Raw genomic sequence first — 12121 nt, forward strand, 5'->3', positions numbered from 1 at the left:
CTGTTCAAGGACACCGCGTTGCCGGACGCCCCCCCTCCAGGCCTATCCGCCCGGTCCGAGCCCGCCTGGATCGCCCGCCAGACCGCCACCGTGCTGGTCGGCCAGTTGGCCACCATGGCGTACAGCATCACCGACACCATCGTCGCCGGCCGCCATTCGGTGGAGGCCCAGGCGGCATTGTCGGTGGCTGCGGCCGTCTTCATCAGTGTCTACATCAGCCTGCTGGCGGCCATCCAGGCACTGCAGCCGGTCTGGTCCGAACTGCTCGGTGCCGGCCGCACTGCCTCGGTCGGCGCCTCGGTGCGCCAAAGCCTGTATCTGCTGGCTGCCTTCTCGGCGCTCGGCATCGCGCTGCTGCTCTCGGCGCGCCATCTGCTGGGCTTCTTTGAGGTGCCCCGCAGTCTCCATGCGGATGTGGCGCGCTACCTGACGATTCTCGCCGCAGCCTTGCCGGTAGCGCTGGGCTACCGCGTCTTCAGCACGCTCAGCCAGGCGATCGGCATGGCACACCTGGTGACCTGGCTGCAACTGGCGGGCCTGGCCATCAAGATTCCGCTCTCGATCCTGCTGACCCAGGGGCATGGCGACTGGCCAGGGCTGGGCATTGCCGGCTGCGCCTGGGCAACCCTGGTGGTGCATGTCAGCCTGCTGGTACTGGCGCTCACGCTGTTGCTGCGCCACCGGCGCTACCAGCGCCTGCGGCTGTGGCGGCGTCCCGAGGCGTTCGACTGGCCAGCCCAGCGGCATTTCATGCGGCTGGCGATTCCAGCCGGCCTCGCCGCCGCTGTCGAGATCACCTCGTTCGCGCTGATGGCCCTGCTGATCGCGCGCCAGGGCGAAGTGGCCGCCTCGGCCCACCAGATCGCCAGCAACTTCGCCGGCATCGCCTACATGTTCCCGTTGTCACTGGCGATCGCCAGCAGCGCACGGGTGAGCTACTGGCGCGGCGCCGGCCGCGAGGCACTGGCCCAGCGCCTGGCACGGCGCTGCCTGGGCTTCTCGGTGCTGATGTCCATCGCTGTGGCGGCCACTTTGCTGGTGGCGCGCGGGTCGCTGACGGCGCACTACACCGACGATGCCGCCGTGCACGCCCTCAGCAGCGCACTGCTGCCATGGATCGGCATCTACCATCTCGCCGACAGCCTGCAGCTGATGTGCATCTTTCTGCTGCGCTGCTGGCGTGTCACCCTCGCACCTTTGCTGATCTACCCGGTGATGCTGTGGGGCTTCGGCGTGGCCGGCGGCTACTGGCTGGCCTATCACGGCCTGGCCGGCTGGCCGGCCCAGCAGGCACCCTGGCCATTCTGGGCCGCCAGCGCGCTGGGCCTGGCCATCACCGCCGCGCTGCTGACGGGCCTGCTGCGCATGGTACTGCGGCTGCACCATCCGAAGGGCGCCCTCGCCGCTGGCTGAGCCTGCCCCTCCCCCACCAATCAGCGGGAGTCGTCGTTGGTTGAGCTGTTGTCAAGCCGCCAGCATGCGCTCGCGGCGCTGGCGCTCGGCCTCCTTGGCCTGCAGCATGACCACGGTTTGCAGGCGTGCCGCCGGGAGCTCGATGCGGAAGGTCGATCCTTTGCCGAGCACACTCTCGATCACCAGGCGGCCGCCATGGCGCTGTGTGACATGCTTGACGATGGCCAGGCCCAAACCGGTTCCGCCAGTCTCGCGCGAACGGCTGCGATCGACGCGGTAGAAGCGCTCGGTAAGCCGCGGCAGGTGCTCGGCGGCAATGCCTGGACCACTGTCCTGCACCGCGAAACTGGCACTGCCATCGGCATGCCATTGCCACAGCAGGGTAATGACACCACCGGCCGGCGTGTAGCGCACCGCATTGGCCACCAGATTCGAGAATGCGCTGTGGATTTCCTTGTCGAAGGCAGCCAGCCGCCCCATCGAGGCCGGCCAGGCGCTGACCGGCAACGGCTGGAGTGCGGAAGCAGATTCGCCGCCGGTCGCCGACTCGGCGGCATTCTCATCCTGTTTGCGGCCAGACGGCGCGGCCAGTTCCTGCCACTGGCCCTGCTCATCGCCGTAACGCACGTGAATCGCATGCACGGCAACGTTGCGCCCAGGCGCCAGCGCCGCCGACAGTTCATAGGCCTCATCGCGGCAGCGCAGCAGCAGGTTCTTGACATCCACAAATTCGCTCAGGCTCGGCAAAGGGCTGCCTTCGAGGCGCGAGAGCGTCAGCAGATCCTCGACCAGCACCTGCATGCGGCGGGCCTGCTTGTCCATCATTCCGTAGTAGCGCTGCTGCTCGGCAGGCGCCAGCGGCAGCGTTTGCAGGGTCTCGACCAGGCCAGAGAAAATGGTCAGGGGTGTGCGGATCTCGTGTGAGACATTGGCAATGAAATCGCGCCGCATCGCATCCGCCTTTTGCACGTGCGTGATGTCCCGCGAGAGCAGCAGTCGCTTGCCATCGCCATAGCCGAAGATCTGCACGGCCAGACGCAGGCGCCCGAGTGCCTTGGAGACATCGAGGATGCGACTGTCCATCTCCAGACTCTGGCTGAAGTCACCCACCGTGCAGTAGCTGGTGAAATCAGGGTCGCGCACCAGCAGCAGAAGCACCTTGCCCATGTCGCGCTGCTCGTCGAGGCCCAGGTGCTCGGCGGCCATGCCATTGAGCCACTCGATTTTCCATTCATGGTCGAGCAGCACGACGCCGTTGGGCGAGGCCTGCAAGGCCATGCGGATCTCGTCCAGGTAGCGGCGCAGCTTTTCTTCCTGGTACTGGTGGCGGCGCTGCTGCTTGCGCCAGAAATACTGCAGGTTGGCCCAGATGCCGATGAAGCGCCGCGGCTCGGCCGACTCCTGCTTGCTCCAGTGGAAGAAGCGCATGCCTTGCCAAGCGTAAATGAACCACCATGCCCAAGCCCCCAGCAAGGCGCCGGCGAGTGCATGCAGCCAAGTGCCGCCCCACCACCACAGCAGGGCTGCGCCGATCACCTGCGATAAACCGAAGGCCAGCCAGTACATGGAAACAATGTTAGTACAAAAAGCCACGGCAAGGCCGACCGGATGCATGCCCCCACGGTGGACCACCCGCCACGAAGGGACAGCATCGCGCGGCTTGCGGCTTAGGCTTGCTACTGCGGGGAAGACGCCTTGGCTGCCACCGTGGGATTGGCCGTGAATCGGTAACCCACGCCACGCACGGTCTCGACCATGGCGCCAGCCATGTTCAGGGCCTCGCGCAGGCGCTTGATGTGCACATCCACCGTGCGTTCCTCGATGAAGACATGGTCACCCCATACCTTGTCGAGCAGCGAGGCGCGCGTATGCACGCGCTCGGGATGCTGCATCAGGAAGTTGAGCAGCTTGAACTCGGTGGGCCCCATCTTCAGCGGCTGCCCCGCCAGCAGCACCCGATGAGCCGAGGTATCGAGGTGCAGATTGCCGATCTGCACGGCGTCACCCGCCTGTTCGGGCGCACGGCGGCGCAGCACCGCGCGGATGCGCGCGAGCAGTTCCTGAATGGAAAACGGCTTGGTGAGGTAGTCGTCCGCCCCGGCGTCGAGACCGGCGACCTTGTCGGGTTCGTCGCCGCGCGCGGTCAGCATCAGGATGGGAATGGTCCTGGTGCGTGCCTGGCTGCGCCACTTGCGCGCCAGCACCAGGCCGCTCTGGCCCGGCAGCATCCAGTCGAGCAGGATGACATCGGGGAGGATGTTGTCGAGCTCGCGCTGGGCCGCCTCGCCGTTGTCCACACAAATGGGCTCGTAGCCGTAATGGCGAAGATTGACGGCGATCAGCTCGCTGATGCCTTCCTCGTCTTCGACGACCAGTACACGGGGACCACTCATGGCTGCTGCGACTCCTTTTCTTGCGTGAGGTGGACGGCGTGCGTCACTGCACCGCCGACTCGACGTTTTCCAGCGACGTGTGGCGCACGTCCTTGCCCTTGACCATGAAGACGATCAGCTCGGCCAGGTTCTTGCAATGGTCGCCGATGCGCTCGATCGACTTGGCCAGGAACAGCAGCTCCATGCTCAGCGAGATCTTGCGCGGGTCCTCCATCATGTAGGTCACCAGCTTGCGGGTATAGCCCTCGAACTCGCGGTCGATGGCATCGTCCTGCTTGAGGATGTCGACCACGCTGGAGACGTCCATGCGGGCGAAGGCATCGAGCGCGCGGCGCAGCTGCGTGGCGGCCAGTTCGCCCGAATAGCGCAGATCGATCACCGGCAGGTTGCGCGGCGCGCCGTCGTCGATGATGGTCTTGATGATGCGGCCCATCTTGTTGGCCTCATCGCCGATGCGCTCGAGATTCGAGGTCGCCTTGGAGATGGCGATCAGCATGCGCAAGTCCTTGGCGGTGGGCTGGCGCGTGGCGATGATGGTCGAGAGTTCCGCATCGATTTCGACGTCGAGCTCGTTGACGCGCTCTTCGAGGCGCTCGATCAGGCTGATCGTATGGGCATCGTAATTCGTCAGGGCATCGATGGCGTACTTGATCTGGGATTCGACCAGGCCGCCCATTTCCATGATGCGTGTCGAGATGGCAGTGAGTTCCGCCTCGAACTGGGATGACAGGTGTTTGTCGGGCATTGCGTGCTCCAATCTTGTTGGTGTGTGCCGGCTCAGCCGAAGCGGCCGGTAATGTAGTCTTCCGTTTCCTTGCGCTGCGGCTTGACGAACAGGTCCTTGGTCGGGCCGAACTCGATCAGGTCGCCCAGGTACATGTAGGCCGTGTAGTCGCTCACCCGCGCGGCCTGCTGCATGTTGTGGGTCACGATGGCCACGGTGTACTCATCCTTGAGTTCCTCGATCAGCTCCTCGATCTTGGCAGTCGAGAGCGGGTCCAGCGCCGAGCAGGGCTCGTCGAGCAGCAGCACCTCCGGCATCACCGCGACGCCGCGCGCAATGCACAGACGCTGCTGCTGGCCGCCCGACAGGCCCGAGCCGCTCTGGTGCAGCTTGTCTTTGACCTCGTTCCACAGCGCAGCCTTGCGCAGCGCGCTCTCGACGCGGTCGTCCATCTCCGACTTGGAGAGGCGCTCGAACAGGCGGACGCCGAAAGCCACGTTGTCATAGACCGACATCGGGAACGGCGTGGGCTTCTGGAACACCATGCCGACGCGCGCACGCACCAGCGCCACGTCCAAGTCCCTGGAGAGCAGATTGTCGCCATCGAGCATGATCTCTCCCTCGGCGCGCTGTTCCGGGTACAGCTCGTACATGCGGTTGAAGGTGCGCAGCAGGGTGGACTTGCCGCAGCCCGACGGGCCGATGAAGGCCGTGACTTTCTTCTCCGGGATTTCCAGCGAGATGTTCTTGAGCGCGTGGAACTTGCCATAGTAGAAGTTCAGGTTCTTCACGGCGATCTTGGCCGGCTCGGCAGGCTTGATGGTTGCAGTGGTCATGAGAGGTTTCCTTGGCGTTTGGCGCGCCGCCGTTGCGGACGGCACGCCCGATGGGTTGATGTTCGGTTTACTTCTGCCGTGTGAAATAGCGCGCCAGAATGTTCAGGCCCAGCACCGCCAGCGTGATGATGAAGACACCGGCCCAAGCCAGCTCCTGCCAGTTCTCGTAGGGACTCATGGCGAACTGGAAGATCACCACCGGCAGGCTGGCCATCGGCTGCGACATGTCAGTGCTCCAGAACTGGTTGTTGAGCGCCGTGAACAGCAACGGCGCCGTCTCGCCCGAGATACGGGCCACCGCCAACAAGATGCCGGTGATCACGCCGGCCTTGGCCGCACGCAAGGTCACCATCATCACAACCTTCCACTTGGGCGTGCCCAGCGCGTAGGCCGCCTCGCGCAACCCGTTGGGCACCAGCATCAGCATGTTCTCGGTGGTGCGCAGCACCACCGGAATCACGATCAGCCCCAGCGCCGCCGCCCCCGCATAGGCCGAGAAGCTCTTGAACTGGGTCACGATGACGGCATAGACGAACAGGCCGATCACGATGCTCGGCGCCGACAACAGGATGTCGTTGACGAAGCGCGTCAGCGATGCGAGCGGCCCCTTGGGGTTGAATTCCGCCAGGCAAACGCCCGCCAGGATGCCGATGGGCGTGGCCACGAAAGTCGCCAGCAGCACCATCACGAAGGAGCCGTACAGTGCATTGGCCAAGCCGCCGAAGTCATTGGGCGCCGGGGTCGATTGGGTGAAAATGGTGGCGCTCAGGCCGCCCACCCCCAGACGAATGGTCTCCCACAGTATCCACAGCAGCCAGAACACGCCGAAGACCATGGCCGCCATCGACAAGGTGATGGCAATCGCGTTGATGCGCTTGCGCCTGGCGAACAGGCTCTGGCGCTCCTGCTGCTTCTCCTGGCGCGCCAGCAGCGCCGCCGAAGTGCTGGTCTGGTTCATGATTTCTTCCCCTCATTTTTCTGCAGGCGCAGCAGCATCAGCTTGGAGAGCGTCAGCACCACGAACGTGATGAAGAACAGCAGCAGGCCGAGATAGAACAGCGAGGCCTGGTGCAGGCCCTCGCCCGCCTCGGCGAACTCATTGGCCAACGTCGAGGTGATGCTGCTGGCCGCCTCGAACAGCGAAGCCGAGTTGAGCTGGCTGACGTTGCCGATCACGAAGGTGACAGCCATGGTCTCGCCCAGCGCGCGCCCCAGGCCGAGCATGATGCCGCCAACCACGCCGGCCTTGGTGTAGGGCAGCACGACCTTCCACATCACTTCCCAGGTGGTCGAGCCCAACCCATAGGCCGATTCCTTGAGCAGCGCCGGCGTGACCTCGAAGACGTCGCGCATCACCGAAGCGATGTACGGAATGATCATGATCGCCAGGATGATGCCGGCCGGCAGAATACCGATACCCATCGGCACGCCGCTGACCAGTGCACCGAGCACTGGCACATTGCCGAATATGGCCTGCAGCGGCTGCTGGAAGTACTTGACCAGAATCGGTCCGAACACCATCAGGCCCCACATGCCGTAGACGATGGAAGGCACCGCCGCCAGCAACTCGATGGCCGTGCCCAGCGGACGCTTGAGCCAGTTTGGCGACAGCTCGGTGAGGAAAAGTGCAATACCGAAGCTCACCGGCACCGCAATCAGCAGGGCGATGAAAGAAGTCATCAGCGTGCCGTAGATCATCGCCAGGCCGCCGTACTGGTCGAGCACCGGATCCCATTCGGCATTGAAGATGAAGCCCAGCCCGAACTCATTGATCGAGGGCCAGGCCGAGATGAACAGCGACACCATGATGCCCAGCAGCAGGCCCAGCGTCAGCAATGCGGCGCCACGGGCCAGCAGCGTGAACAGAATGTCGGCGGCCTTGCTGGTCTTGCGTTCCGGCGGACCGCTTTGCCCGCCGCTGGCACGCGGTCTCGGCGCCGCGCGTTCAGGCGCCTGGATGGAGGATTGCACAGTCATGGCATCAGACACGGCGATTCCTTTGATGGACGAAAAAACGATGGGTCAGAATCATGGGATACGCGCCGCTCGGGCACTTTCATCTCTGGTGAAAACGTGAATATTCCGGGGAACGGCACACGCCATGCGGCATGACCTCCCGCTTGCGGCATGCTGCCCGGACGGAATCCGGGCGCAGCCATGGCGGCGCATATCGGCATTGTGCGACATGCTAAAAATCCCGCCCCACATGCAAGAGGCGATCGGCCGGCGACATGCAGCTTGCCGCACCAGCCGATCGCCCCTCCTCCCTCAAACACTCACACTCAGTTCCACTTGATGGCGTTGCCCGAAGCATCCTTGATGTCGGTCGACCATTCCTTGCGGATCAGGTCCTTGACGCTATCGGGCAGCGAGACGTAGTCGAGATCGGCAGCGGTCTTGTCGCCCGTCTTGTAGGCCCAGTCGAAGAACTTCAGCGTGGCCGCAGCCTTCTGGGCATTGTCCTGCTTGGCATGCACCAGGATGTAGGTGGTGGTGGTGATCGGCCAGGCTTCGGCACCAGGCTTGTTGTTCAGAATCTGGTAGAACGTATTGCTCCAGTCGGCACCAGCAGCGGCAGCCTTGAAGCTGGCTTCACTCGGATGCACGAAGTTGCCATCCTTGTTCTGCAGCTGGGCGTAGGAAATCTTGTTCTGCTTGGCGTAGGCGTATTCCACGTAGCCGATCGAGCTGGGCAGGCGGCTGACGAACGCTGCCACACCTTCATTGCCCTTGCCGCCCGCACCGGTAGGCCACTTGACGGCCGTACCCTCGCCCACTTCCTTCTGCCATTCTTCGCTGATCTGGCTCAGATAGTTGGTGAAGCCAAAGGTCGTGCCAGAGCCGTCGGCGCGGCGCACCACGGCGATCAGGTCATTGGGCAGGCTCACGTCGGGGTTGAGGGCCTTGATGGCCTCGTCGTCCCAGTTGGTGATCTTGCCCAGATAGATGTTGGCCAGCACTTGGCCGCTCAGGCGCAGCTGACCAGGCTGAATGCCCTGGATGTTCACCACCGGCACGATGCCGCCGACCACGGTCGGGAACTGCACCAGGCCCTTTTCGGCCAGCGCATCATCCTTGAGCGGCGCATCCGAAGCACCGAAATCGACCGTCTTGGCTTCGATCTGACGCAGACCGGCACCCGAACCCACCGACTGATAGTTGATGCGCACGCTGGTTTCCTTCTGGTAATCAGCGGCCCACTTGGAATACAACGGGGCCGGGAAGCTGGCGCCAGCACCGTTGACATCCTGCGCCATGGCGGCAGCGGCCACACCCATGGCCATCACGGAAGCGGCCACTGCACGAAAAACGAATTTGCTCATCGGTATCCTCTATGAAGGTTGGTCATCGAACAGAGCGGACTTTAAGAAGTCTTTGTGACAGCTGCATGACATAGCAATCGATCCGCAAAATTTTCTGCTCCGCCACCATTTCATGCCGCCCAACGGCGACATGGCCTCCATCGCTGCCAAAGATTTTCCTCGCCCGGCCCGTGCCAATAGCCACCCCTGCACGCCCGCCCCATGCCCTGTGAGGCGGAGCATGACAGCCCGCAACGCGGCACATTGAGACCCACCCGCCGACCGGCAGGCAATACCCGATCAAAAAGCTGGGAACTTATGACCCTGATGAAAACTCAACCATGCACTCACCGAACAAACTCATGTTAGATCAAACACTTATTACCCGACAATTTTGATTGGGAATGTGTTATAATCCGGGTAAACACTGTGTCGTGCTTCCATTCATTGACGTTCATCAACGTTGCATGCTGTCTCGGAATGGCGACTATAGGTGAGGTCGGCGCCTTCAAGGTTTGCACCCCTTCCTGGAAGGTGTTTCTTTCAAAAATGCAATAAAGGAACCCCGCCATGCGACTCACGACAAAAGGCCGCTTTGCTGTCACAGCCATGATCGATCTGGCGCTGCGCGAAGGCAGCGGTCCCGTCACACTGGCGGCCATCAGTCAGCGCCAGCAGATTTCGCTCTCCTACCTTGAGCAGCTCTTTGGCAAACTGCGCCGCCATCAACTGGTCGAATCCACCCGTGGGCCTGGCGGCGGCTACACGCTGGCCCGCAAGGCCGAAGATATCACCGTGGCCGACATCATCGTGTCGGTGGACGAGCCCATCGATGCCACCCATTGCGGCGGCAAGGAAAACTGCCTGGGCGACGGCCAGCGCTGTATGACCCACGACCTGTGGACCGCGCTGAACCAGCGCATGGTCGAGTTTCTCGATTCCGTCACGCTCAAGAAGATGGTGGACGAACAACTCGCCAAGGGTGTGCAGATCGAAGATCGCTCGCCGGCGCGGCGCACTATCTCTTCGGCTCCGGTGGTCAAACCTATCCGAGTCAACGCCCCCAATTCCGTGTTCGCCCTGGGTGGCGCGTTCGCCAAACCCTGAATTCCGCGGCAACCCTGGGCTGCTATCGTTTCCTTCAACAACAATCCCCATATGACCCCACATCTGCCCATCTATTTCGACTATGGCGCCACAACGCCTGTTGACCCGCGCGTGGTCGATGCGATGATTCCCTGGCTGCGCGAGCACTTCGGCAACCCGGCCTCGCGCAGTCATGCCTGGGGATGGGAAGCGGAAGAAGCCGTCGAGACCGCCCGCAAGCAGGTTGCCGACCTGATCGGCGCCGACCCGCGCGAGATAGTCTGGACCAGCGGTGCCACCGAATCGGACAACTTGGCCATCAAGGGTGCCGCCCACTTCTACAAAAGCAAGGGCAAGCACCTCATCACCGTCAGGACCGAGCACAAGGCCGTGCTCGACACCATGCGCGAGATGGAGCGCCAGGGCTACGAAGTCACCTATTTGGACGTGCAGGAGAACGGCCTGCTCGACCTCGGCGTGCTCGAAGCGGCATTTCGCCCCGACACCTCGCTGCTCTCGGTGATGGCCGTCAACAACGAGATCGGCGTCATCCAGGACCTGGAGACCATCGGCAACATGTGCCGCGAGCGCGGCATCATCTTCCACGTCGATGCGGCGCAGGCCACTGGCAAGATCGACATCGACCTCAAAACCCTGCCGGTCGACCTGATGAGCCTGGCCTCGCACAAGACCTACGGACCCAAGGGCATCGGCGCACTCTATGTGCGCCGCAAACCGCGCGTGCGCATCGAGGCGCAGATGCACGGCGGCGGCCACGAGCGCGGCATGCGCTCGGGCACCTTGCCCACGCACCAGATCGTCGGCATGGGCGAAGCCTACCGCATCGCCCGCGAGGAGATGGCCAAGGACCGCGCCCACGCCAAGCGCCTGCAGCAGCGCCTGATCGACGGCCTCTCGGACATTGAGCAGGTCTTCATCAACGGCGACCTGGAGCGCCGCGTGCCGCACAACCTCAACATCAGCTTCAATTATGTCGAGGGAGAATCGCTGATCATGGGCACCAAGGGCATTGCCGTCTCCTCCGGTTCGGCCTGTACCTCGGCCAGCCTCGAGCCCAGCTACGTGCTGCGTGCACTCGGCCGCAGCGACGAGCTGGCGCACAGCAGCCTGCGCATGACCTTCGGCCGCTTCACCACCGACGAGGAAGTGGATTACGCCATCAAGACCATCCGCGAGAATGTCGATCGGCTGCGTGAGCTCAGCCCACTTTGGGAGATGTACAAGGACGGCGTGGACATCAGTTCCATCCAGTGGGCTGCCCACTGAGGCAGCGCCGCGGCAATCAGGCCAGGCGACATGCCGGAATGGCATGTGGCGCCAGCGGTCCGAGGTTGGAAAAATTTGAAATTCGGGAGCAGCAGCCCCACCTGCTGCAACAGCATGAAAAGGCAAGGAGCTTGATATGGCTTATTCAGAAAAAGTGATCGACCACTATGAAAACCCCCGCAACGTTGGCTCATTCGACAAGAGCGACGAGTCGGTCGGCACCGGCATGGTCGGTGCGCCAGCCTGCGGCGACGTGATGAAGCTGCAGATCAAGGTCAACCCTTCGACCGGCGTCATCGAGGACGCCCGCTTCAAGACCTATGGCTGCGGCTCGGCGATTGCCTCCTCGTCACTGGTGACCGAATGGGTCAAGGGCAAGACGCTCGACGAAGCCGCCGCACTGAAGAACAGCGTGATCGCCGAGGAGCTCGCGCTGCCGCCGGTCAAGGTGCACTGCTCGATTCTGGCTGAGGACGCCATCAAGGCCGCGGTGCAGGATTACCGCACCAAGCAGCAGCAGACCGAAGCCGCCTGACGGCGAATGCGTGCCCGTCATGCCGTCCTCCCTCCTGCCGTGCACGCACGGCAGGTCATGGTGGTCGCAGCCTTCTTGCGCGTCCGGGGCCAAGCGCCAGCCCCGTTTCGTTGAATTTTCCAGGAGTTGCAAGTCCATGGCCATTACCCTGACAGAAGCCGCCGCCAAACATGTGAACCGTTACCTCAGCCGACGTGGCAAGGGGGTCGGGGTGCGCCTGGGCGTCAAGACTACGGGTTGCTCTGGCCTCGCCTACAAGCTGGAATATGTGGACGAGGTCGACGACAACGATCTGGTATTCGAAAACCACGGCATCAAGCTGTTGATCGACCCCAAGAGCATGGCCTACCTGGATGGCACCGAGCTCGACTTCGTGCGTGAAGGCCTCAGCGAGGGCTTTCGCTTCAACAACCCCAACGAGCGTGACCGCTGCGGCTGCGGCGAGAGCTTTCGCATCTGATTCCGACGCCGGCCCTGCCCTTGTGCAGCTGCTGGCCGGGATTCTTCCCTCGGCCCTCTCCTGGCCGGCCCATGCGCCGCGGTCC

Annotated in this window: 12 protein-coding genes; 5 read left to right on the forward strand and 7 right to left on the reverse strand. The window is 63.2% G+C overall.

What is annotated here, in order from left to right; genetic code table 11:
- The first annotated feature begins 18 nt into the window (after nucleotides 1–18).
- Entirely contained in the window at nucleotides 19–1413 is a 1395-nt protein-coding gene (locus EV687_RS04085; RefSeq protein ID WP_242612457.1) for an MATE family efflux transporter, read from the forward strand.
- Between the two features lie 51 nt (nucleotides 1414–1464).
- Here EV687_RS04085 and EV687_RS19130 read toward each other — a convergent pair whose 3' ends face one another.
- From EV687_RS19130 to pstS, 7 genes are all read right to left on the reverse strand, one after another.
- Complete coding sequence (locus EV687_RS19130; protein ID WP_242612458.1) at nucleotides 1465–2979, reverse strand: ATP-binding protein; 1515 nt, start codon at nucleotides 2977–2979, stop codon at nucleotides 1465–1467.
- A gap of 110 nt (nucleotides 2980–3089) precedes the next feature.
- Complete coding sequence (gene phoB / locus EV687_RS04095; RefSeq protein ID WP_122226560.1) at nucleotides 3090–3806, reverse strand: phosphate regulon transcriptional regulator PhoB; 717 nt, start codon at nucleotides 3804–3806, stop codon at nucleotides 3090–3092.
- Nucleotides 3807–3849: 43 nt separating this feature from the next.
- Nucleotides 3850–4551, reverse strand: a complete 702-nt coding sequence (gene phoU / locus EV687_RS04100) for a phosphate signaling complex protein PhoU (protein WP_122226561.1) — start codon at nucleotides 4549–4551, stop codon at nucleotides 3850–3852.
- A gap of 32 nt (nucleotides 4552–4583) precedes the next feature.
- The gene (gene pstB, locus EV687_RS04105; RefSeq protein ID WP_122226562.1) at nucleotides 4584–5366 is read right to left on the reverse strand and encodes a phosphate ABC transporter ATP-binding protein PstB; all 783 of its coding nucleotides are present in this window, start codon (nucleotides 5364–5366) and stop codon (nucleotides 4584–4586) included.
- A 67-nt stretch (nucleotides 5367–5433) separates the two neighbouring features.
- Nucleotides 5434–6324, reverse strand: coding sequence for a phosphate ABC transporter permease PstA (gene pstA / locus EV687_RS04110; protein ID WP_122226563.1), 891 nt, complete (start codon nucleotides 6322–6324; stop codon nucleotides 5434–5436).
- Nucleotides 6321–7343: a phosphate ABC transporter permease PstC gene (gene pstC, locus EV687_RS04115; protein WP_122226564.1), complete on the reverse strand. Its 1023-nt coding sequence runs from the start codon at nucleotides 7341–7343 to the stop codon at nucleotides 6321–6323. The genes pstA and pstC overlap by 4 nt, the downstream gene beginning before the upstream one ends.
- A gap of 305 nt (nucleotides 7344–7648) precedes the next feature.
- A complete protein-coding gene (gene pstS, locus EV687_RS04120; protein ID WP_122226565.1) occupies nucleotides 7649–8689 on the reverse strand; it encodes a phosphate ABC transporter substrate-binding protein PstS in 1041 nt (346 codons plus the stop codon).
- A 549-nt stretch (nucleotides 8690–9238) separates the two neighbouring features.
- On the opposite strand from pstS, the gene iscR reads away from it, so the two are divergent.
- From iscR to iscA, 4 genes are all read left to right on the forward strand, one after another.
- Nucleotides 9239–9775, forward strand: a complete 537-nt coding sequence (iscR, locus tag EV687_RS04125; protein ID WP_122226566.1) for a Fe-S cluster assembly transcriptional regulator IscR — start codon at nucleotides 9239–9241, stop codon at nucleotides 9773–9775.
- Nucleotides 9776–9826: 51 nt separating this feature from the next.
- Nucleotides 9827–11041: an IscS subfamily cysteine desulfurase gene (locus EV687_RS04130; protein WP_122226567.1), complete on the forward strand. Its 1215-nt coding sequence runs from the start codon at nucleotides 9827–9829 to the stop codon at nucleotides 11039–11041.
- A 136-nt stretch (nucleotides 11042–11177) separates the two neighbouring features.
- Complete coding sequence (iscU, locus tag EV687_RS04135; RefSeq protein ID WP_122226568.1) at nucleotides 11178–11576, forward strand: Fe-S cluster assembly scaffold IscU; 399 nt, start codon at nucleotides 11178–11180, stop codon at nucleotides 11574–11576.
- A 136-nt stretch (nucleotides 11577–11712) separates the two neighbouring features.
- Nucleotides 11713–12036 (forward strand): iron-sulfur cluster assembly protein IscA, encoded by a 324-nt coding sequence (iscA, locus tag EV687_RS04140; protein WP_122226569.1) that lies wholly within the window; start codon nucleotides 11713–11715, stop codon nucleotides 12034–12036.
- Nucleotides 12037–12121 lie beyond the last annotated feature (85 nt).

The sequence above is a fragment of the Corticibacter populi genome, from assembly GCF_004217315.1.
GTDB lineage: Bacteria > Pseudomonadota > Gammaproteobacteria > Burkholderiales > Burkholderiaceae_C > Lampropedia > Lampropedia populi.

Excerpts from the sequence above, each read along its gene's own strand:
- EV687_RS19130 (WP_242612458.1), bottom strand. The coding sequence starts at position 2,979 with ATGTACTGGCTGGCCTTCGGTTTATCGCAGGTGATCGGCGCAGCCCTG.
- phoB (WP_122226560.1), bottom strand. The coding sequence starts at position 3,806 with ATGAGTGGTCCCCGTGTACTGGTCGTCGAAGACGAGGAAGGCATCAGC.
- phoU (WP_122226561.1), bottom strand. The coding sequence starts at position 4,551 with ATGCCCGACAAACACCTGTCATCCCAGTTCGAGGCGGAACTCACTGCC.
- pstB (WP_122226562.1), bottom strand. The coding sequence starts at position 5,366 with ATGACCACTGCAACCATCAAGCCTGCCGAGCCGGCCAAGATCGCCGTG.
- pstA (WP_122226563.1), bottom strand. The coding sequence starts at position 6,324 with ATGAACCAGACCAGCACTTCGGCGGCGCTGCTGGCGCGCCAGGAGAAG.
- pstC (WP_122226564.1), bottom strand. The coding sequence starts at position 7,343 with ATGACTGTGCAATCCTCCATCCAGGCGCCTGAACGCGCGGCGCCGAGA.
- pstS (WP_122226565.1), bottom strand. The coding sequence starts at position 8,689 with ATGAGCAAATTCGTTTTTCGTGCAGTGGCCGCTTCCGTGATGGCCATG.
- iscR (WP_122226566.1), top strand. The coding sequence starts at position 9,239 with ATGCGACTCACGACAAAAGGCCGCTTTGCTGTCACAGCCATGATCGAT.
- EV687_RS04130 (WP_122226567.1), top strand. The coding sequence starts at position 9,827 with ATGACCCCACATCTGCCCATCTATTTCGACTATGGCGCCACAACGCCT.
- iscU (WP_122226568.1), top strand. The coding sequence starts at position 11,178 with ATGGCTTATTCAGAAAAAGTGATCGACCACTATGAAAACCCCCGCAAC.
- iscA (WP_122226569.1), top strand. The coding sequence starts at position 11,713 with ATGGCCATTACCCTGACAGAAGCCGCCGCCAAACATGTGAACCGTTAC.